The organism is Pseudoalteromonas espejiana DSM 9414 (genome assembly GCF_002221525.1).
Taxonomy (GTDB): domain Bacteria; phylum Pseudomonadota; class Gammaproteobacteria; order Enterobacterales; family Alteromonadaceae; genus Pseudoalteromonas; species Pseudoalteromonas espejiana.
The window spans coordinates 1744089-1764814 of the sequence record NZ_CP011028.1 but is presented as its reverse complement, the minus strand read 5'-3'; the positions used below and the strand labels follow the sequence as shown (position 1 = coordinate 1764814).

The window sequence follows — 20726 nt, the reverse complement described above, 5'->3', positions numbered from 1 at the left end:
TAAAGCATTGGTCAAAATACTAAATCCCCAAGGAATACAGGCAAAGCTATGAACCAACAGTTATCTGTAAGCAAGCGTGACGGGCGTAAAGAGCCTCTTGATCTTGATAAGATCCATCGCGTTATTGAATGGGCCGCCGAAGGTTTAAACAACGTATCGGTTTCGCAAGTTGAGTTAAAATCACACATTCAATTTTACGATGGTATTCGTACTAAAGATATTCACGAAACCATTATTAAAGCAGCAGCCGATCAAATTTCTAAAGAGTCGCCTGACTACCAGTACTTAGCTGCTCGTTTAGCTGTATTCCATTTACGAAAAAAAGCGTATGGCCAATTTGAGCCACCTCGTTTATTTGACCACGTTACTAAAATGGTTGAAGACAAACGCTACGACGCGCACTTACTTGTAGATTACACAGAGCAAGAACTTGACGAGCTAGATGCATACCTAGATCACTCACGCGATCTTAACTTTAGCTACGCCGCCGTAAAACAGCTTGAAGGTAAATACTTGGTTCAAAACCGTGTAACGGGCGAAATATACGAAAGTGCACAGTTTTTATATATTTTAGTAGCCGCAAGCTTGTTCTCAGACTACCCGCGTGAAACCCGTATTGATTACATCAAACGTTTTTACGATGCGGTATCGATGTTTAAAATATCATTGCCTACGCCAATCATGTCGGGTGTACGTACGCCTACTCGTCAATTTAGTTCATGTGTTCTTATTGAATGTGGCGACAGCCTTGACTCAATTAATGCAACGTCATCAGCCATTGTAAAATACGTTTCGCAGCGTGCCGGTATTGGTATTAACGCAGGTCGTATTCGTGCTCTAGGTAGCCATATTCGTAATGGCGAAGCGTACCACACTGGTTGTATCCCGTTTTACAAGCACTTTCAAACTGCCGTTAAAAGCTGTTCACAAGGTGGTGTACGTGGCGGTGCAGCAACGTTGTTCTACCCGCTTTGGCACTTAGAAGTAGAAAACCTACTTGTACTTAAAAATAACCGTGGTGTTGATGATAACCGTGTTCGTCACTTAGATTACGGCGTACAGTTTAATAAGCTAATGTACTCTCGTTTAATCAAAGACGATTACATTACATTATTTAGCCCATCAGACGTGCCAGGCCTTTACGACGCATTCTTTGAAGATCAAGACGAGTTTGACGCGCTTTACACTAAATACGAGCAAGACGAGTCTATTCGTAAAAAGCGTATTAAAGCGATTGAGCTTTTCTCAATGTTTGCACAAGAGCGTGCAAGCACCGGTCGTATTTACTTACAAAATGTTGATCACTGTAATACGCACAGCCCGTTTATTTCTAAAGTGGCGCCAATTCGCCAATCTAACTTATGTTTAGAAATTGCATTACCAACTAAGCCGTTAAATAACGTAAACGATGAAGAAGGCGAAATTGCCCTGTGTACGTTATCTGCATTTAACTTAGGTGCTATTGAGTCACTCGATGAACTTGAAGAGCTAGCTGAGCTTGCAGTTCGCGCACTTGATAACCTGCTAGATTTCCAAGACTACCCTGTACCGGCTGCAAAAAATGCAACTATGGGTCGTCGTACGTTAGGCATAGGCGTAATTAACTACGCATACTACCTGGCTAAAAATGGTAAGCGTTACTCAGACGGCAGTGCAAATGCACTAACGCACAAAACATTTGAAGCTATTCAATACTATCTAATGAAAGCATCAAACGAGCTTGCTAAAGAACGTGGTGCGTGTCCTAAATTTAACGAAACTACGTACTCTCAAGGTATTATGCCAACAGATACGTACAAACGTGACCTAGATAAAATTTGTGATGAGCCACTTCACTTAGATTGGGATTCGTTACGTGCTAGCATTCAAGAGCATGGTATGCGTAACTCAACGCTAAGTGCGTTAATGCCATCAGAAACATCGTCGCAAATTTCCAACGCAACTAACGGTATTGAGCCACCACGTGGTCACATTAGCGTTAAAGCAAGTAAAGACGGTATTTTAAAGCAAGTAGTGCCAGAATACGAACGCCTAAAAGATAACTACGAACTACTGTGGGACATTCCATCAAACGATGGTTACTTGCAGTTAGTGGGCATAATGCAAAAATTTATTGACCAAACTATCTCGGCCAATACAAATTATGATCCAAACAAATACGAAGGCGGTAAAGTACCTATGAAAGTCTTACTAAAAGACTTACTAGGTGCCTACAAGCTTGGTGTTAAAACACTTTATTACCATAACACCCGTGATGGCGCATCAGATGCACAAGACGACACTCCAGAAGTGGAAGATGATGATTGTGCAGGCGGCGCGTGTAAAATTTAATAGTTAAACTTAAAGCGGGCTCTTTGCCCGCTTTGTCCTGATAGTTTTAGTGATAGTTTTTTGAGTGATAGACATGTCTTATACTACTTTTAGTCGTAATCATAATAATCAAATGCAAGAGCCAATGTTTTTTGGCCAAACAGTTAACGTATCGCGTTACGATCAACAAAAATACCCAATTTTTGAAAAATTGATCGAAAAGCAACTTTCGTTTTTTTGGCGTCCGGAAGAAGTAGACGTAAGTAAAGACCGTTTAGACTTTCAAGCCTTACCTGAGCACGAAAAGCACATATTTTTAAGTAACTTAAAATATCAAACATTACTTGATAGCGTTCAAGGCCGCTCGCCAAACGTTGCCCTACTTCCTATTGTGTCTATTCCTGAACTAGAAACATGGATAGAAACATGGGCGTTTAGCGAAACAATTCACAGCCGCTCTTACACGCACATTATTCGTAACGTAACTCAATCACCAGAACTTATTTTTGATGACATTGTAAGTAACGATAAAATCAGTGAACGCGCTGATGCGGTAACTACCTACTACGATGATTTAATTAATTCTGTATCGCTATACAACCTTTACGGCGAAGGCAAGCACGAAATTAACGGTAAAACAGTTGTTGTTAATTTATTCGAGCTTAAAAAGAAACTTTACCTTGCGATGATGTCGGTAAACATTCTTGAAGCCATTCGTTTTTACGTAAGCTTTGCGTGTTCGTTTGCGTTTGCAGAGCGTGAGCTAATGGAAGGTAACGCTAAAATCATCAAGCTAATCGCACGTGATGAAGCACTTCACCTTTCGGGTACTCAGCATATTTTAAACATTATGCAAGATGGTAAAGACGACCCAGAAATGGCGATTGTTGCTGCGCAGTGCCGCGAAGAAGCTATTAAAATGTTTGTAGAAGCAGCAGAGCAAGAAAAAGAATGGGCAGAATACTTATTCAAAGACGGCTCAATGATTGGCTTAAATAAGCACATTTTATGTCAGTATGTTGAATACATTACTAATGCACGTATGACCGCCATTGGCCTACCTGCTCAGTTTGAAAATAACAGCAACCCTATCCCATGGATTAATTCATGGCTTGTATCAGATAATGTGCAAGTAGCGCCACAAGAAGCTGAAATTAGCTCATACCTTGTAGGTCAAATTGACTCACAAGTTGATGCCTCTGAATTTGGTGACTTTGATTTATAATGAGTGACAAACCCACTGCAAGCATAACGCTTGCAGATAACAGCCAGTGTATAGAATTTACCACTGGCTGCCCTTCTGTTTTACATTGCTTAGAAAACCAAAAAATAGCCGTAGCGTATCAATGCCGCGAAGGTTATTGTGGTGCCTGCAGAGCTACTTTAGTAACCGGTAATGTTGAATATAACGAAGAGCCTCTTGCGTTTGTACGCGAAGGAGAAATACTGCTGTGCTGCTGTAAACCTAATGGTCACATTAGTATAAATCTAAAATAGAGAGTGCTAATTGGCAGCAGTAAAATGCTCGCTTGCATAACGGTAATGCCCGGTGATCGGATAAGCAAACAACATGTCGCTTTTTTCAGGCCCTCGGCCAATATTATGCACTATTAACGGGTTATCGCCTTCTTCTGTGCTTGCACTTACAACCATGCCTATATGCGGTAAATTACCCGGTAACATCCACGTGACTATATCCCCGATTTTGTAATCATTGGGGTTTGTAGATTTTGCTAAAACAACGCCGTGCTTTTTAAAATACACTTGTAAATTTGGCACACGTCGATGGTCTATATTTTTATCAGGTTTTGATAACCCCCATATACGCATTGACGGATATTGAGTAAAGTGTGCTTGCATGTCTTCGTGTACGCGTTTTTGTAAATCCACGCCAAGTGTGCGGTACGCCCTAATAATTACATCGGTACATACCCCAATATTGCTCGGCACATCGCCACCTGGGTAGCCAATTGAATAGTAAGCGCCATTATAGGTAATGTTATGCGTTGTTCTTTCGATTAAAGCTGCGGTTATGTCTTCATTAAACGTATTAGCAGCACCAGAAAAAGATATAAGCGTGAACAAAAATAAATGAGACCGAATCATATAAAATCCTTTAAAAACGGTATTATTAAAGGGAGTTAGCTACATACTTAGGAACATTTATTCCCTTGCCTGCATCTGCAAAGTGCGCATCAAGCTCATAAGCCATTAGCTCAAGTGGTGCATTATGATAACCAACCTGCTGAATTTCACTCATATAACGCTGCATAAATGCAATTGAACCAAGTTCAGCCCACTGCGCGACATGAACTAATTCATGAAAATGCACACGTAAATTGTCTAGCATGTGTGGCAAAACATAATAGGTGTTTTTATAGGTAATGCCAGCAGCGTCCATATCAATAAAATCGCTCAGCCCCATAGCATGCAACTCTGCAAAATCTGGTTTTGGGATGTTATTAACCACAACATAAAACGCATCGTTTAAAAAATCCAAAGGGTAAAAATCTGCAAATTCATTTTTAAATTGACTACAACACACCCTTTGCGATTTATAATCTGTATTTGTTTTATCAATCCATTGCTCTATTTTGTTCAACATATCCATAATCAAACCTTAACTTATAATTGTGGCTTTAACTATTTAACCTTCTTCTTCAGTGAGGGATTCAAGTAAATCATGAATTTCAGCTTTAAGTTCTTTATCTGAAATTTTATTCGCGCTTACTTTAGCATCTTTTAAATTTTTAATGGCTTCGTCCTTTTGACCAAGCTCTATCTGTAACGTAGCCATTGAATAAGCCACCGACGACATGTGATCTTTATTATTTATAGCAATTGATTTCTCGAGCGCTTTTTCATACGTAGTAATTGCTTCTTCAAGCTCTTCTGTAAAATCAGCAAGGGTTTCCCACTGTACAGGGTGATCTTTTGACGTATTTTCGTTTTCTTCACATAGTGTTTTAAGTTTTAAAAATAACAATTCAAACCTTTTACGGTCGTTTTTATTAGCCGCATCCATAAGTTGCTCTGCTAAATCGTGTACTGCTTTGTATACTTTGGTGTTCATCATCAAAAACTATCCTTTAATAGCGCTAAACAAATTTGTGATTTAATTTTTACTAAAATACGAATTTCAGCCACTTTAAATAATTATATACGGCCTTTATATGGCGTAATAATACATTAATAATTAATAACGCGTTGCAATTACAGGCTTTGATTTAAAATTAAATTTATAATACGCCTAATAGTCTAATGACAATGCTACACTCAATAATTACTAAACATACCTGCCGGCAAAAATATGAAAGAGTGTAACCAATGTGGTAAATGCTGTATTAAATACGGTGGCGGTGATTTAAGCGTAACAACAGATGAAATAGAAATGTGGGCGCTATTTAACCCGAATATATATGAATACGTAAAAGATGATGAGATTTGGTTTGACCCTACAACAGGCGTAAGGCTCTCCACCTGCCCTTTTTTAGAAATTGCGCCTAAAAAAGCCCCACACGATAAAACACTGTACACCTGCAGTATTTATCTAGACCGCCCTGAAGATTGCCGCCATTACCCAAGCTTAGTTTCTGAAATGATCCGTGATGAATGCGAAATGATAGAGCCCGTTGATATACAAAATCAAACCAGAGCACAACACAAACTTAATATAATTATGATAGATAGCCGCACATAAGCGCGTTTACTTACCACAGTATAACCATTTTAATAAATAAAATGTGCGCTTAAAAATTCAACTTATTTAAGTGTTTATTTATCGCAAAACTTTAAGCTATAGTATAACATTGTTGATAAGTCAATATTGCGGTGTTATATTATATCACAACATAATAACCGCGAATTTTTAAAATTATGACAAAGTTAACACTCATCTCCTCTGCAGTTTTTTCTGTTTTATGTTCACAATCAGCACTGGCTGCTACTGTTACCGGTAAAATAACAGACGATAAAAACCAGCCTATACAAAATGCAGCTGTACACATTCATGGCAAAGACCAAGGCGTAAAAACAAACGCACAAGGCGAATTTTCAATAAATGTAGATTCACAAAGCCAATTACATATCAGTAAAGACAACTTTGTAGACTCTCGTATTTCAGTCAACGAAAACTCAAACAATGTAACCGTTTCTCTTGCTCCTACTTCTGTAGAAACAGTGGTTGTGTACGCATCAGCGCTTCATAAAAACAGCCTTGAGATGATTTCTCCTGTCAGCGTTTTATCGGGTGATGAGCTTAAAAACAAATCAAAACCAACGCTTGGTGAAACTTTAAAAGGTTTACCTGGCGTAAACGCAAGCTACTTTGGGCCTGTTTCGTCAAGTCCAATTATTCGTGGCTTAGATGGCCCGCGTGTTAAAATTACACAAAACGGTTTAGATGCAAGCGATGCATCACGCATTGGCCCAGACCATGCAACATCAAGTGACAGCTTAGCAGCAGAACAAATTGAAGTGCTTCGTGGCCCAAGTACCCTACTATATGGTTCTGGCGCAATTGGTGGTGTAGTTAACGTAGTTGATAATCGTATTCCTACTAGCAACATCGATGACTTAACTGGTGCGGCTGAGTATAGCCACGACACAGTATCAAACTCAAATACAGTGGCTGCAAAACTTGAAGCTGGTAATGAAGGGTTTAACTTTCATTTTGATGGCACTAAACGCAGTGGTGATGACTATGAAACACCAACCTTCACAATAGCAGATGACGATGGCGACGTTGAAACTGAAAACTCAGTAGAAAACACTTTTATTGATAGTGAAACATTTAACTTTGGTACTAGTTATGTTGGCGATAATTTAACGCTAGGCTTGTCTTACGGTAGCATCGACACAGATTATGGTATTCCTGGGCATGAGCACAGCCATGAACACGAACATGAAGACGAAACCGAAGAAGAACATGACGAGCATGAAGACGAAGAAGCAGAAGAGTCTGTTTATGCTAAGTTAGAGCAAGACCGTTGGCAGGGCCTAATTAGCTATGCTGTAGATAATAGCTGGATAGAAAATATTAATCTGCGTGTAGGTTACACAGATTACTCGCACAGCGAAATTGAAGACGGTGAAGTCGGCACAACCTTTGAAAATGAAACAACCGAAGCTCGCTTAAATGTAGAGCATAAAATTGCTCAATGGCACGGTATGATTGGCTACCATTATAGTGAGTCTGATTACGATGCTATTGGTGAAGAAGCATTTACACCTGCAAGTGTAACCACAACACATGCTTTATATTTACTAGAAGAGCGTGAATTTGGCGATGTAACTATTGAGCTTGGTGCACGTATTGAAGATTATGAAATAACAAGCACAATTACAGAAGCAGAGCATGAGCACAGTCATGATGAAGAAGAAGAGGAAGATCATGACGAAGGTGAAGAAGAAAGCATTGCATACAGCAAAAGCTTTACTAACGTAAGTGCATCTGCGGGTGCTATTTGGCAATACACGCCAGGACAAAGTGTAGCACTTAGCCTATCTCACTCTGAACGTGCACCGCTTTCTGCTGAACTGTTATCTAACGGCCTACACATTGCAACCGGTACATACGAACTTGGCTTAGGTTACCACATTGAAGATAACGAAGCGCATTTTGAACCTGAAGACATTAAACAAGAAAAATCGACTAATCTTGATTTAAGTTTTAGACGCTTTAGCGGTGATTTTGGCTACACAGTAAACTTTTTCTATAACGATATTAAAAACTTTTACTACCAAGAAAACACCGGCTTAGTTTACGATGAAGAAGATGGGTTAGAGTCAGCAATTGGCGCACATGACGATGCTGTGGCTGTTTATCAATTTGCCAGCAAAGATGCTGAGCTATATGGTATTGAGTTTGACGTGCACTACCAAATAGACCCAAGTGCAATGATCAAGGTTTTTGGTGACTCAACTCGCGCTAAACTTAAAGATGATGAGGGGAATTTACCACGCATCCCTGCTAATAAGTTAGGCTCTGAATTACAATACAATTTAGGTGACTTACAGCTTACTCTTACTGGCACGCATTACTTTGAGCAAGACGATATAAGCGCCTTCGAAACCAAAACAGATGGCTACACAATTGTTGATGCACAAGCTAATTATCAATTAAGTCTAGGGGCAATTGACACGCAACTTTATTTGAATGTAGATAACATTACAGACGAATTAGGCTTTGTACATAGCTCATTTATTAAAGATAAAGCACCACTACCTGGTAGAAACTTCCGCTTTGGTATTCGTGGCTACTTTTAATAGTAATAAACGCGTTTATTAATTTAAAAACCGCATTTAATTAAATGCGGTTTTTTTATGCTTATTCGCTTAATTAAGTGATTTTTTACGATAAGAACATTCTGTCTATAACAAGGCAAAATTATATAATTTGCTTGTTTTAAATATCAGCAGTTTTTAACGCAGTTAGCATCAGATACAAAAAAGCCGCATTTGTTATAAATGCGGCTTTTTACATTTTACTTAATATTTAAATTAAGAAAGTATTTCGTGTAACTCAACATCAAATACAAGCGTTGAGAAAGGTGCAATTGCAGCACCTGCGCCACGTTCACCATAAGCAAGCTCATGAGGAACGTAGATACGCCATTTAGTGCCTACAGGCATCATTTGTAATGCTTCAGTCCAACCTTTGATAACGCCACCAACTGGGAATTCAGCAGGCTGACCGCGCTCGTAAGAGCTATCAAAAACAGTACCGTTAATTAGTGTACCGTGGTAATCAACACGTACTGTAGACTCAGCTGTTGGCTTTTCGCCTTCACCTGTTGCTAGTACTTCATATTGAAGACCAGACTCAGTAACTGTGATTTCTGGACGCTTAGCGTTTTCTTCTAAGAATGCAATACCTTCAGCAGAAAGTACTTTAGACTCTTCTTCACGACGAGCTTGGATCTCTTCGTTAATTTTTTCGAATGCAGCTTGGATCTCAGGGATCTCAACTTGAAAAGCGCTACCAGCGTACGCATCTTTCATGCCTTCAAATACTGAATTTAGGTTTAAGCCTTCAAAAGGATTAGACTTAAGTTGCTCACCCATTTGTAAGCCAATACCGTAACTTGCTTTTTCAGCATCTGTAGTAAAATTATCTGACATAATGTGTTTTTCACGTTTTGTTAGTTAAAAGACGCGTACATGCTAACATAAAATAAAACCGGTTTGGGGCTAGTTTTTACTGTGTTTTAGCTTAATTTTACCAACAACGTAACTACAAAGGGGTAAACTGAATAAAAATCCAACAAGCAGTGGTGAAGCGATTAAACCAGCACTACCAAAGAGGATAAATGGCACTGCAACCAAGCCCACAAAGCCAATAAAAGCGGAGCCAATAATTGGCCAATGCGTATCGTATTTAGTAATAAGGTGGGCTGTTAAAATATTAAAGCCAATACCATATATAAAAGCAGTAATTAAAACTGCATCAGGCTGTGCATCGGCTGCCATTTTTATTAATAAGCTAATTGCGCTTTGGTAGCAGTAACCAAACACTGTCCATAATAAAACATGCTTAAGTAATAACTGCGATGTAGTTAAATTTTTTTCTTTTGTCATTTATCAAACTCCACAAAGCAAAAAACCGCCCATAAGGCGGTTTTTTTAAATAATGGTGGAGAGATAGGGATTTGAACCCTAGATAGGCTACAAACCTATGCCGGTTTTCAAGACCGGTGCATTCGACCACTCTGCCATCTCTCCGTGTGGCGCGAATAATAGGGGTATTTAACTAAGTTGTAAAGACCTAAATATAAATAAATAGTTAAATAAGTGCTTTTGGCTTAAAAATAAAGCACTAAGGCTTAAAATTATACTTTAGTTAATAGTACTGTTTCGGCCTGCGAGCAATCCACGAACAAATCAAGCATAGCAATAAACTCAATGCTAAAAAGGTAACGCTTTGAAATATTAAATCAAATCGGTTTAAATCATCACTTGGTACTACAACAAACAAAAAAGCAGGCAATACACTTAATAGCAATACATAAAAGCACACCTTAAATGCCCTACCAAAATCAAACCGTTTAGACTGCTGCATCCACCAGGTAAGTAATACAAGCATTCCCATAGCGGAGCCTGCAATAAAATGTGCGGTGTTAGTGCTCATAGCTACATATAAAGTAACAAAGGCACCCACTATTCCCCAAATTGACCATGCAAGCCAATTTTCTTTCTCTTGTAAAAATAAATTTCCCATCGTTTTCGTCTTCTTTATCGTTATTTTTATTAAGACTTTCCATACATTATCAAAAAACAACCGATTAAAAAACAAACTGAAGAAGAAAAATTAACATATTTTGCTTCCATGCACTTCTCACAGCCAAATCAAAAAAGGGCAAGCCTAACAGCAGCAACCTTAATGCTATATGACTGTGTAAAAGTGCAAAGGTTCAACTATTTTATAAATTACTAAAGTAATGCTCTGCCTTGTGTTTAGCTGATTTTTTGCAATCAACTACCGGAGTACCTAAATACAAGTACCCTACTATTTCATCCTGCTCGTTTAAGCTTAATGCGTTTTTCACTGCTGGGCTTTGTGCAAAGTAGCCTGTGCGCCATACCCCGCCCAAACCTTGTGCAAACGCAGCTTGTTGCATTGCCAATACACTACAGCCAGCACTTTGAACTTGCTCAATGCGTGGCACTTTTGGATGCGCTTGGTATTTTGCAATGGCAATAATAATCATTGGCGCACGAAGCGGTAGCTCTTTTGCTCGATTAATTACTTTTTCTTCTTGTTGTTCGGCTATTGCGCTTTGATAATAAATATCGCCGAGCGTTTCGCGGGCTTCAGCTTCAACAACTATAAATTGCCATGGTGCAATGCAACCATGATCAGGCACACGCAATGCGGCTTGTTTAATAATATCGAGTTGCTCTAAATTAGGCCCAGGTGTTGTTAATTTAGAGTCGGATTGACGGGTTAATAAAAGCTCAATAGCATCCATAATGCACTCTCAAAATTCAAAACGTTAGAGTAACATTTAAAAGTTAAAAAAATAAACACTAACGTACTAAGGGTATTCACCTTTAATGGTTTATATAGCAGGGTTTAGCGCGCCCAAACAATAAAGGCGCATAAGTTAATTATGCGCCTACTTTAAAAATATTAAATATGTGGGTTTTGAGTCACGGTGCTTTTAAAGCATGACTTTTTAAAGCACCGCGCTTTAACCAATAATCTAGGCTTACAAAACGTCCGCCACCTATAAAAAACAAACTCAATAGCATAGCAAAATATATAGCAGAAAATTCGATACCATTATTCAATATTGATGGTTTACCTTTAGCGTATAGATAATCAGGAAAACCATGTTCTTCAACTAAGCCGCGAATTTTACCTATGCGCTCTTGTACTTCTAATGAATTTTCGAGGCTTTCTTTGGCACCAGGGACTGATAACCAATCAAGTACTTGTGCTGCACTTGTTTCTGGGTTAGTTGGCGCTATAGCGAACCAACCGTTATGCCAATGTACCGTTGTAGCGGCTACTACCATTGTAAACATAAGCGGAATACTGACTAAACGTGTAAATAAACCAATTAATAAAAACCAGCCGCCTAAAAACTCACTCCATCCCGCTAAAAAGGCCAATAAATCTGGAAACGGTAACCCTAACCCCCATTCACTATTACCAAACCATTGCACCACATCTGGGGATGCTAAAAACTGATTAAAAAAGCCATCTGTATCGCTGCTTATAGCGAGTTTGTTATAGCCTGCAATAATCATAACAGGCGCTAAAATTAAGCGAAAAAGCAAAGCTGGTAATCCATCTGAAAAAGATAGTTTACCTATAATGTTGTCATAAAGCGTAATTAAATTATTCATGCGCGTCCTATGGGTTCAGTGTTTATTAAGTTATAGACTATAAACACATAAGACCGCGCACCGTGTAAATTTATTTCATCCTGTTAACAAAATTAAATATGCCTTGCCACTTGCAACGCTTCAAAAATTGCGCGCTTTGCATCAATAGCCGCAGCAAGTTTAGCGCCACCAATTACATGAACATTTGCATTTTCGCTGTGTTGCGCGAGTAACTCGTTATTAGAAACTTGCCCGATACAGGCTATAACTGTATCAACAGGCAATACTTGTGTTTGTCCTGCAACGCTAATGGTTAAGCCGTTTTTGTCAAAACTTTGATATTGGCATTCAGCTATTTGTTTTACACCATGTTGTTTGGCAACTTGACGATGTATCCAACCAGTCGTTTTACCAAGTTCGCTACCAAAGCGCCCTGCACTTCGTTTTAGCATATACAGTTGTCGCTCATCTTTATGCGGCTTAGGCTCACATTCTATGCCCCACTGCGACTTAAAATCGCTAATACTTTGCGCTTTATGCTCACTTAAAAAAGCCACCATATCAAAGCCAATACCGCCAGCGCCTAAAATAGCAATTGAGCTACCAAGTTCTACCTCTCCACGTATCACTTCATCGTAAGCAAAAACTCGCTTACCGTCGCTACATGTAATTGACGCTTCACGTGGTCGTACACCTGTTGCAAATACTATATCGTCGTACTTATTTAACATTGAATCGTCATAGGCTTTACCTAACTCAACATTAACCTGTAATCGTTCAAGCTCATTGGTAAAATAAGCTAACGTGTGGTTAAAGTCTTCTTTGCCTGGGATTTGCATTGCTAAATTAAACTGGCCACCCATTTGCGTTTTATGATCAATTAAGGTCACATTGTGTCCCTTTTCAGCCAAATAACAGCTAGCTGATAAACCTGCAGGGCCTGCACCTACCACCAATACATTTTTAGCCTTAGTTACTTTATCTAACGGGTAATCAAGTTCAAACGCCGCTTGCGGGTTTACTAAACACGTGGCGCGTTTATTTTTAAATACATGATCTAAACAGCCTTGGTTACAGCCAATACAAATATTAATTTGCTTAGATTGCTGGTTAGCGTATTTATTAAAAAACTCTGGGTCAGCAAGCAGTGGCCGCGCCATTGAAATTAAATCAGCCTCATCGGCGTTGAGTATTTCGTTGGCTATATCTGGTGTATTAATACGATTAACCGCAATTACCGGTACATTTACAACAGACTTTAATCGTTTTGATGCTTCTTTAAACGCACCAGGTGGCACCATACTCGCAATGGTTGGCACACGCGCTTCATGCCAGCCAATACCCGTGTTAAAAATATCAACGCCTGCTTTTTCAAGCTCAGTGGCTTGAATAACCACTTCATCTGGCGTTGAACCATTAGGGATAAGATCCATTACAGACAATCTAAATATGATTAAAAATTTATCTGAAACTTTTGCTCTAACCGCTTTTACTATTTCCAGTGCTAAACGCATGCGGTTTTCTAGGCTGCCACCAAATTCATCAGTGCGTTTGTTTGTATGCGGCGCCATAAATTCGTTAATTAAGTAACCTTCTGAGCCCATTACCTCAACACCGTCGTAACCTGCTTTTTCAGCCATATAGGCAGAGTGCGCAAAGTCTTTAATGGTTTTTTTAATTGAGCTGAGCGACATTTGCTTAGGTTTATATGGATTGATGGGTGCTTGTATAGCACTGGGGGCTTGGTTAAATGGGTGATACGCATAACGTCCGGCATGCAATAATTGCAAACAAATTTTTCCACCGTGTTTATGCACCGCATCTGTGTAAGCACGATGTTTAAATACATCGTAGTAGCTATTAAATGAAGATGAAATAGGTGTTAACTTACCGCGTAAATTTGGGCTGTACCCCCCAGTTATGATCATCGCTGTGCCGCCTTTGGCACGCGCTTCATAAAAGGCACGTAAACGCTTGCGGTTATGCCAGCCTTCTTCAAGGCCGGTGTGCATTGAGCCCATAACTAAGCGGTTACGTAATTGTGTGTGTTTTAATTGTAGTTGTTGTTCTAACATCCTGTGCCCCGTTAACTGGTCTAACCTGTATACATTAGCTAATTCTGCTTTAATGGCAAGTAATAAGCAATATGTGCCTGCATTTAATTAAAATTTGTAGTAAAAACGTGTATTTATATCAGCTCATAAACACTTAGTTACGATTTAGCAGTTAAATTAATTTTTATTCTAAGCTAAGATGGAACTAATGTATTAGCTGTACCATATTAAGGAGCTATTTTGATAGCAAAGGTATTTAAAGGTATTTGGGCTGGAATCAACTTTTCACGCCGTTTAATACTTAACATTCTGTTTTTATTATTGGTCGTTGTTTTTTTTATGTCACTTTCAAGTGATGACGATAAAATTATTGTCGAAAACGGCTCAGTATTAAGGCTTAACCTCAACGGCCCAATTGTAGAAGAAAAAACGTATATTGACCCTATCGAGGCCGCACTAAACGATGCAACATCAAGCTCTGAAGCACCCAGTGAAATTTTACTTGATGACATTGTAAAAGTAATTGATGAAGCAACTAACGATGAACGCATCAGCGTTATTTTGCTAGATTTGCAAGAAATGCCTAAAGCGCATTTAAATAAACTAAAGCGTATTACTAAATCATTAGATGCATTTAAACAGGCAGGTAAAAAAGTAATTGCTTCAGGTTATTACTACACACAAGCACAATATTACATCGCATCACATGCTGATGAGATTGCTATGCATCCTTACGGTTCTGTGGCCATTGAAGGCTATGGTATGTACCCGCTTTACTTTAAAGAAGCGCTTGAAAAACTAAAAGTAACACAGCACATATTTCGTGTTGGTACGTTTAAATCGGCAGTAGAGCCGTTTATCCGTAATGATATGTCTGATGCAGCTAAAGAAGCTAACCGCGTATGGTTAGGTGCACTTTGGAGTGAATACAAGCAAGATGTTGCTGCCGTTCGTCCGTTTGATGAAAGTAACTTTGATGAAACAATGGATACTTATCTTGCAAAAATGCAAGCCGCGAATGGCGACGCTGGTAAATATGCGCTTGATCACCAATGGGTTGACTCACTTAAAACTAGCCAACAAATTCGCCAACAACTTATTGATTTAGTTGGCGCAGAAGAAGACGGCAAAACATTTAAGCAAGTTTCATTTCGTGAATACTTAAGCCTTGTTAAACCGCCAATTGAATTTGACAATCCAATTACCGAAAAAGTCGCCGTTGTTGTTGCAAAAGGTACTATTGTTGATGGTGAACGCCCAGCAGGTGAAATTGGCGGAGACTCTACCGCTGCATTACTTCGCAAAGCTCGCCTAGATGACAAAGTAAAAGCTGTTGTACTGCGCATTGATTCAGGCGGCGGCAGCATGTTTGCCTCTGAAGTTATTCGTGCTGAAGTATTAGCCCTTAAAGCCGCTGGCAAACCAGTTATTGCCTCAATGAGTTCGGTTGCTGCCTCGGGCGGATACTGGATTGCCTCTGCTGCTAATGAGATTTGGGCTGCGCCAAGTACAATTACCGGCTCTATTGGTGTATTTGGTACCTTTATGACCTTTGAAGACACATTATCAGAGATTGGTGTTTACTCAGATGGTGTTGCCACTACAGAAATGGCTGGTTTTTCAATTACTCGCCCACTTAACGAAAAAATGGCACAAGTTATTCAAATGAGCGTTGAAGAAGCCTACGGTCGCTTTTTAAGCGTGGTTGCCGATGCGCGTAACATGAGCCCTGAGCAAGTAGATAAAATTGCACAAGGGCGCGTATGGATTGCCTCTCAAGCACAAGACCTTGGCCTAATTGATAAACTAGGTGATAAGCAAGATGCAATAGACGCCGCTGCAGCCCTTGCTAAGCTTAATCACTATGAGGTTAAAACCATTAAGCAAGACCTTAGCCCGCAAGAAAAAATGATCCAAGACATTTTTGGTAATGCGTCGGTTAAATCATTGCTGGGGTTAAACACACAAAAAGCGTCTGTGTTAGCAACGCAAGCTAATATTAACAACGTTATTAACCAATTAAGCAACGAAGTAGCTAACCTTAAAGATTACAACGATCCACAAGGTGTATACGCCCGCTGTTTAGTGTGTAACGTTGCTCAATAAAAGCATCCATAATCAGCTAAGTAGCTTTATTTAAAGTTACTAAACGTTATACTAAGCCCAGTTTTTTTTACTGGGCTTTTTTATGAAACGTAAACGCATTTATATCGCATACACTGGCGGTACTATTGGTATGAAAAAATCGAGCCGTGGTTATATTCCGGCAGAAGGTTTTTTAACTGAAACTGTGGTAAATAACGCAGAATTTAACCGTGACGAAATGCCCCTTTTTGACATTCACGAGTACTGCCCTCTCATCGACTCTTCCGATATGTCACCTGCGCACTGGCAACTTATTGCTGATGATATAAAAAGTAAATACCAAGATTACGATGGCTTTGTAGTACTTCACGGTACAGATACCATGGCGTACACGGCGTCAGCTTTGTCATTCATGTTTGAGAACTTAACTAAGCCTATCATTGTAACCGGTTCGCAAATTCCATTATCGCAACTGCGCTCAGACGGCCAAGTAAACTTATTAAACGCCATGTTTTTAGCTGCTAATTACCCAATAGCTGAAGTGAGTTTGTTTTTTAATAACCAGTTATTTAGAGGTAACAGAGCCACAAAAGCCCATGCAGACGGCTTTAATGCGTTTGCCTCACCTAATCTTGAGCCGTTAGCATTATCAGGAATTAATATTCAACTTATAAAGGGTCAACTAAGCCCATATGTTGAAAACGAACTGCAGGTAACTAACATTACCCCTCAGCCTATTGGCGTACTTTACTTATACCCAGGTATAAGCAAAGACGTAGTAAAAAGTTTAGTAAACGATAATATAAAAGCGCTTGTACTACTGAGCTTTGGTGTAGGTAATGCACCTCAAGACCCAGACTTTTTAGAAGTATTAAGTGAAGCAAGTAAGCGCGGTATGGTTATTATTAACTTAACGCAATGCTTAAAAGGTCATGTAAATATGGGGGGTTATGCAACGGGTAATGCGTTATTAAATATTGGCGTTATTAGTGGGTACGATATGACCCTTGAAGCTTGTTTAACTAAGCTGCATTATTTGTTTAGCCAAAACCTTGAAATTGAGACTATTCGCCACTTAATGCAAGACAACCTGCGCGGTGAATTGAGCCGTTAAACCCCTGCTTTTATAAAGCAAAAGGCACGCTATTAGCGTGCCTTTTTTGTTTAACTAAACTGCGTTTAATAATTAACGAACTTTAGCATCAATCTCTACTAAATCAGTTAAATGGCATATTTCACCAGAGTGAGTTTTTATACCGTGCTCACCAAAGTAATCACGCTGGGCTTGTACTAAATGCCCATTACTTGGTGTAGTTAACGTTGCTAAATACGTTTGCGTAGAAGCAAGTACTGGGAACGCTAAACCGCTCATTACTGCTTGGCCTGCAACTTTACGAAGTGCATTAGACTCTTTTTCAAGCGTATCAATAAACTCAACACCTTGTGCAACGCTATCTAAATAATCGGCGCGAATAATACACCCTGCACGCCATGTTTGTAGCGTTTTAGATAAGTCTACTTTCCACTGATGTGTACGAGAGGCACCTTTAATTAACGCTAAGCCTTGACGATAAGCAAGTAAACTTGCCAATGTGAATGCATCTTTTAGCTCATCAAGTTCAATATCTACTTTGCTTGTTGCTTTTGTAGCGTAAGTCATTTCTTGTGCGGCTGTTGTATCACACACATTAGTTAAGTGGCGTGCTTGTACAGCAGCAACAAGTGAAGGTACAGCAATACCAAGCTCTAATGCATTTTGTGCTGTCCAAAGGCCCGTGCCTTTAGCGCCCACTTTATTATCGATTAAATCAACAAGCGGCTCTTGTTTATTGTTTTCAAGCGATAATATATGGCTAGAGATAGACAATAGGTAGCTATTTAACTGACCTTCTGACCACTCGTTGAATATATCGGCTACTTCTTTTGGTGAACGACCCGTACCAATGCGCAGTAGTTGGTATACTTCAGCAATTAATTGCATAAGCGCATATTCGATACCGTTGTGTACCATTTTTACAAAATGGCCACTTGCAGACTGACCTACACGTGCAAAACACGACTCGCCATTATAGCTTGCTGCTGCTTTTTCAAACCACGGTTCGATTCGCTCCCAACCGCCTTCTGAGCCACTAGCCATCATTGCAGGACCATGACGCGCGCCTTCTGCACCGCCAGAAATACCCATAGTGGCAAATTCAAATTTGTTCTGGTACTTAAGTTTACGGTTAATACCATCTTTGTAGTTACTGTTACCGCAATCTACAATCATATCGTTACATTGTACGCCGGCTTCTACAAGCTCGTTACATACTGCATCAACAAGCTCGCCTGCTGGCACTAATAATAAAATAGAGCGAGGTGCTTCTAAACGTCTTACCATGTCTCCTAAATCAGAAACAATATGAAGTCTATCTGCCATGCCTTGCGACTTAGCACAGCTTAATAATTCTTCACCCGCATGTGGGTTTTTATCATATGCGACTAACGTTATGCCTTTTTCAATCATGTTTAAGGCAAGATTTTTCCCCATAACGCCTAACCCGACTAATGCAACTTGCATTTAGTGTCCTCCTCGGTAACAACTATTTGGTTAGTAAACTAAGTAATTCATTAAATAATACCGCGTGCATTATACTCATACAGCCATAAATTGCTAACACTGAGCCAATGCCACATGCTTTTTTACTACACGTGTAAAAAGCACTGCAATTGTATCAAATATAAGGCTTAGGAGGTTACAAATACTCACTGTATTTTGAATTTAAGATCATTGACGGATTTTGACACCGGTGTCATAATGATGACATATTCGTTTTGTATAAAATAGTGGCAATACTAACTAGATTGCCTATAACTAAAAATATTTATACATAAGTTATAAGTATTTTAAAGTCACAAAATAACCGTCAACCTGCTTACACATCTAAGCACACAGGAGAATTTGATGCTAAGACGCACAAAAATAGTCGCTACACTTGGACCTGCAACAGATCGAGATAACAATCTAGAAAAAATTATTCGCGCTGGCGCCAATGTAGTACGTTTAAACTTCTCACATGGTGTTGCACAAGATCATAAAGACCGTGCACAAGCTGTACGCGATATAGCAAGTAAATTAGGCAAGCACATTGCTATTCTTGCTGACCTTCAAGGTCCTAAAATCCGTGTTTCTACCTTTAAAGAAGGTAAAGTAAACCTTGCAGTGGGCGCAAAATTTACCCTTGATGCAAAAATGGAAAAAGGCGAAGGCGATGTTAATGCCGTGGGTATTGACTACAAAGAGTTACCTCAAGACGTAACTACGGGTGATTTACTTTTATTAAACGATGGTTTAATTCAGTTAACTGTTGAACAAGTAGAAGGTCACTTAGTTCATTGTACTGTAACTGTTGGTGGTGTGTTATCAAACAATAAAGGCATTAACCGTTTAGGCGGTGGCTTAACAGCGCCAGCATTTACCGAAAAAGACAAAGAAGATTTAATCACAGCCGCTGAAATTGACGTTGATTACATTGCTGTTTCATTCCCACGCAGTGGTGATGACATGCGCTATGTACGCTCTTTAGCAGAAGCTGCAGGTTCAAAAGCACAGTTACTTGCAAAAATTGAACGTGCCGAAGCTGTTGAAACTCAAGAAGCTGTTGACGATATCGTATTAGCATCAGACGCGGTAATGGTTGCTCGTGGCGATTTAGGTGTTGAAATTGGTGATGCCGCGTTAATGGGTAAGCAAAAACTTATTATTCGTCGTGCTCGTTCATTAAACCGTACAGTGGTTACTGCTACGCAAATGATGGAATCGATGATTGATAACCCGATGCCAACGCGCGCTGAAGTTATGGATGTAGCAAATGCAGTGCTTGATGGTACTGATGCGGTTATGCTTTCTGCTGAAACTGCAGCGGGTGATTACCCAGAAGAAACCGTAGCAACAATGGCACGTGTTTGTTTAGGTGCAGAGTCGCAAAAGGAAACGCATGTATCTAAGCACCGTTTAGATAGCCGTTTTTCTAATAATGCTGAGTCTATCGCTCTTTCAGCTATGTATGCTGCTAACCACTTAGACTCTGTAAAAGCGATTGTTACGCTTACTGAATCAGGCAGCACAGCTAAACTTATGTCTCGTATTAGCTCGGGCTTACCAATTTACTCGCTATCTCGTCATTCAAGTACGCTTGGACAAACAGCTCTTTACCGCGGTGTTTACCCAGTATTTTTTGATTCTACAAAAACTGAAAAAGACGGCATGGTAAAAGCAGCACTTGATACGTTAGTAGCGCAAGGTTCACTGCAATCTGGCGACACAGTAATTATTACTCACGGCGACTCAATGGAAACTGTGGGCGCAACTAATACAATGAAAATTGTGACTGTTGCATAATACCGTTATCAAACGTCTAATATAAAAAATGCGAGCTTAGCTCGCATTTTTTGTGTCTGTAAAAT

General features: G+C 39.5%; 18 protein-coding genes and 1 tRNA gene. 8 read left to right on the top strand and 11 right to left on the bottom strand.

Going from position 1 to position 20726, the window contains the following annotated elements; genetic code table 11:
- Window positions 1–48 precede the first annotated feature (48 nt).
- The 3 genes from nrdA (at window position 49) to yfaE (ending at window position 3807) form a co-directional block, all read left to right on the top strand.
- The gene (gene nrdA, locus PESP_RS08110) at window positions 49–2331 is read left to right on the top strand and encodes a class 1a ribonucleoside-diphosphate reductase subunit alpha (protein ID WP_089347578.1); all 2283 of its coding nucleotides are present in this window, start codon (window positions 49–51) and stop codon (window positions 2329–2331) included.
- Between the two features lie 73 nt (window positions 2332–2404).
- Window positions 2405–3535: a class Ia ribonucleoside-diphosphate reductase subunit beta gene (gene nrdB / locus PESP_RS08105; RefSeq protein WP_089347577.1), complete on the top strand. Its 1131-nt coding sequence runs from the start codon at window positions 2405–2407 to the stop codon at window positions 3533–3535.
- On the top strand, window positions 3535–3807 hold the full coding sequence (yfaE, locus tag PESP_RS08100) for a class I ribonucleotide reductase maintenance protein YfaE (RefSeq protein WP_089347576.1): 273 nt from the start codon (window positions 3535–3537) through the stop codon (window positions 3805–3807). The genes nrdB and yfaE overlap by 1 nt, the downstream gene beginning before the upstream one ends.
- Window positions 3808–3813: 6 nt before the next feature.
- Here yfaE and PESP_RS08095 read toward each other — a convergent pair whose 3' ends face one another.
- From PESP_RS08095 to PESP_RS08085, 3 genes are read right to left on the bottom strand one after another with little or no spacing between them, the layout of a single operon-like run.
- Window positions 3814–4416, bottom strand: coding sequence for a DUF1287 domain-containing protein (locus PESP_RS08095; RefSeq protein ID WP_089347575.1), 603 nt, complete (start codon window positions 4414–4416; stop codon window positions 3814–3816).
- Window positions 4417–4441: 25 nt separating this feature from the next.
- Entirely contained in the window at window positions 4442–4915 is a 474-nt protein-coding gene (locus PESP_RS08090) for a hypothetical protein (protein ID WP_089349125.1), read from the bottom strand.
- 42 nt (window positions 4916–4957) lie between these two features.
- On the bottom strand, window positions 4958–5386 hold the full coding sequence (locus tag PESP_RS08085; RefSeq protein ID WP_089347574.1) for a tetratricopeptide repeat protein: 429 nt from the start codon (window positions 5384–5386) through the stop codon (window positions 4958–4960).
- A gap of 234 nt (window positions 5387–5620) precedes the next feature.
- Between PESP_RS08085 and PESP_RS08080 the strand changes: the two genes are divergently transcribed.
- Window positions 5621–6010, top strand: a complete 390-nt coding sequence (locus PESP_RS08080; protein ID WP_089347573.1) for a YkgJ family cysteine cluster protein — start codon at window positions 5621–5623, stop codon at window positions 6008–6010.
- A gap of 176 nt (window positions 6011–6186) precedes the next feature.
- Window positions 6187–8577 carry a TonB-dependent receptor gene (locus PESP_RS08075; protein ID WP_089347572.1) on the top strand — a complete coding sequence of 797 codons (2391 nt, stop codon included), beginning with the start codon at window positions 6187–6189 and terminating at the stop codon, window positions 8575–8577.
- 234 nt (window positions 8578–8811) lie between these two features.
- Here PESP_RS08075 and bamJ read toward each other — a convergent pair whose 3' ends face one another.
- The 7 genes from bamJ to PESP_RS08040 all read right to left on the bottom strand — a co-directional run bounded on the left by bamJ (window position 8812) and on the right by PESP_RS08040 (window position 14216).
- Entirely contained in the window at window positions 8812–9432 is a 621-nt protein-coding gene (gene bamJ, locus PESP_RS08070; RefSeq protein ID WP_089347571.1) for a BamJ family beta-barrel-assembly machinery protein, read from the bottom strand.
- Between the two features lie 69 nt (window positions 9433–9501).
- The gene (locus PESP_RS08065; RefSeq protein ID WP_089347570.1) at window positions 9502–9888 is read right to left on the bottom strand and encodes a hypothetical protein; all 387 of its coding nucleotides are present in this window, start codon (window positions 9886–9888) and stop codon (window positions 9502–9504) included.
- 53 nt (window positions 9889–9941) lie between these two features.
- Window positions 9942–10032, bottom strand: a tRNA-Ser gene (locus PESP_RS08060).
- 118 nt (window positions 10033–10150) lie between these two features.
- Window positions 10151–10528, bottom strand: a complete 378-nt coding sequence (locus tag PESP_RS08055; protein WP_089347569.1) for a hypothetical protein — start codon at window positions 10526–10528, stop codon at window positions 10151–10153.
- A gap of 202 nt (window positions 10529–10730) precedes the next feature.
- Entirely contained in the window at window positions 10731–11279 is a 549-nt protein-coding gene (locus PESP_RS08050; protein ID WP_089347568.1) for an NAD(P)H nitroreductase, read from the bottom strand.
- Between the two features lie 181 nt (window positions 11280–11460).
- Window positions 11461–12162 carry an HvfX family Cu-binding RiPP maturation protein gene (locus PESP_RS08045; RefSeq protein ID WP_089347567.1) on the bottom strand — a complete coding sequence of 234 codons (702 nt, stop codon included), beginning with the start codon at window positions 12160–12162 and terminating at the stop codon, window positions 11461–11463.
- Window positions 12163–12254: 92 nt separating this feature from the next.
- Window positions 12255–14216, bottom strand: a complete 1962-nt coding sequence (locus tag PESP_RS08040) for an oxidoreductase (protein WP_089347566.1) — start codon at window positions 14214–14216, stop codon at window positions 12255–12257.
- Window positions 14217–14435: 219 nt separating this feature from the next.
- Here PESP_RS08040 and sppA point away from each other — a divergent pair, with 219 nt between their 5' ends.
- Window positions 14436–16301: a signal peptide peptidase SppA gene (gene sppA, locus PESP_RS08035; protein ID WP_089347565.1), complete on the top strand. Its 1866-nt coding sequence runs from the start codon at window positions 14436–14438 to the stop codon at window positions 16299–16301.
- A gap of 82 nt (window positions 16302–16383) precedes the next feature.
- A complete protein-coding gene (gene ansA, locus PESP_RS08030) occupies window positions 16384–17394 on the top strand; it encodes an asparaginase (RefSeq protein WP_089347564.1) in 1011 nt (336 codons plus the stop codon).
- 72 nt (window positions 17395–17466) lie between these two features.
- On the opposite strand, the gene gndA is transcribed toward ansA, so the two are convergent.
- The gene (gene gndA / locus PESP_RS08025) at window positions 17467–18840 is read right to left on the bottom strand and encodes an NADP-dependent phosphogluconate dehydrogenase (RefSeq protein WP_089347563.1); all 1374 of its coding nucleotides are present in this window, start codon (window positions 18838–18840) and stop codon (window positions 17467–17469) included.
- A 384-nt stretch (window positions 18841–19224) separates the two neighbouring features.
- Between gndA and pyk the strand changes: the two genes are divergently transcribed.
- The gene (gene pyk, locus PESP_RS08020; RefSeq protein WP_089347562.1) at window positions 19225–20661 is read left to right on the top strand and encodes a pyruvate kinase; all 1437 of its coding nucleotides are present in this window, start codon (window positions 19225–19227) and stop codon (window positions 20659–20661) included.
- The last annotated feature ends 65 nt before the right edge of the window (window positions 20662–20726 follow it).

Bases quoted from the DNA above. Each gene is read 5' to 3' on its own strand.
- PESP_RS08045 (WP_089347567.1), bottom strand. From the start codon at position 12,162: ATGAATAATTTAATTACGCTTTATGACAACATTATAGGTAAACTATCT.
- PESP_RS08040 (WP_089347566.1), bottom strand. From the start codon at position 14,216: ATGTTAGAACAACAACTACAATTAAAACACACACAATTACGTAACCGC.
- PESP_RS08090 (WP_089349125.1), bottom strand. From the start codon at position 4,915: ATGTTGAACAAAATAGAGCAATGGATTGATAAAACAAATACAGATTAT.
- PESP_RS08095 (WP_089347575.1), bottom strand. From the start codon at position 4,416: ATGATTCGGTCTCATTTATTTTTGTTCACGCTTATATCTTTTTCTGGT.
- nrdB (WP_089347577.1), top strand. From the start codon at position 2,405: ATGTCTTATACTACTTTTAGTCGTAATCATAATAATCAAATGCAAGAG.
- nrdA (WP_089347578.1), top strand. From the start codon at position 49: ATGAACCAACAGTTATCTGTAAGCAAGCGTGACGGGCGTAAAGAGCCT.
- yfaE (WP_089347576.1), top strand. From the start codon at position 3,535: ATGAGTGACAAACCCACTGCAAGCATAACGCTTGCAGATAACAGCCAG.
- PESP_RS08075 (WP_089347572.1), top strand. From the start codon at position 6,187: ATGACAAAGTTAACACTCATCTCCTCTGCAGTTTTTTCTGTTTTATGT.
- PESP_RS08085 (WP_089347574.1), bottom strand. From the start codon at position 5,386: ATGATGAACACCAAAGTATACAAAGCAGTACACGATTTAGCAGAGCAA.
- PESP_RS08055 (WP_089347569.1), bottom strand. From the start codon at position 10,528: ATGGGAAATTTATTTTTACAAGAGAAAGAAAATTGGCTTGCATGGTCA.
- ansA (WP_089347564.1), top strand. From the start codon at position 16,384: ATGAAACGTAAACGCATTTATATCGCATACACTGGCGGTACTATTGGT.
- PESP_RS08080 (WP_089347573.1), top strand. From the start codon at position 5,621: ATGAAAGAGTGTAACCAATGTGGTAAATGCTGTATTAAATACGGTGGC.
- PESP_RS08065 (WP_089347570.1), bottom strand. From the start codon at position 9,888: ATGACAAAAGAAAAAAATTTAACTACATCGCAGTTATTACTTAAGCAT.
- bamJ (WP_089347571.1), bottom strand. From the start codon at position 9,432: ATGTCAGATAATTTTACTACAGATGCTGAAAAAGCAAGTTACGGTATT.
- pyk (WP_089347562.1), top strand. From the start codon at position 19,225: ATGCTAAGACGCACAAAAATAGTCGCTACACTTGGACCTGCAACAGAT.
- PESP_RS08050 (WP_089347568.1), bottom strand. From the start codon at position 11,279: ATGGATGCTATTGAGCTTTTATTAACCCGTCAATCCGACTCTAAATTA.
- gndA (WP_089347563.1), bottom strand. From the start codon at position 18,840: ATGCAAGTTGCATTAGTCGGGTTAGGCGTTATGGGGAAAAATCTTGCC.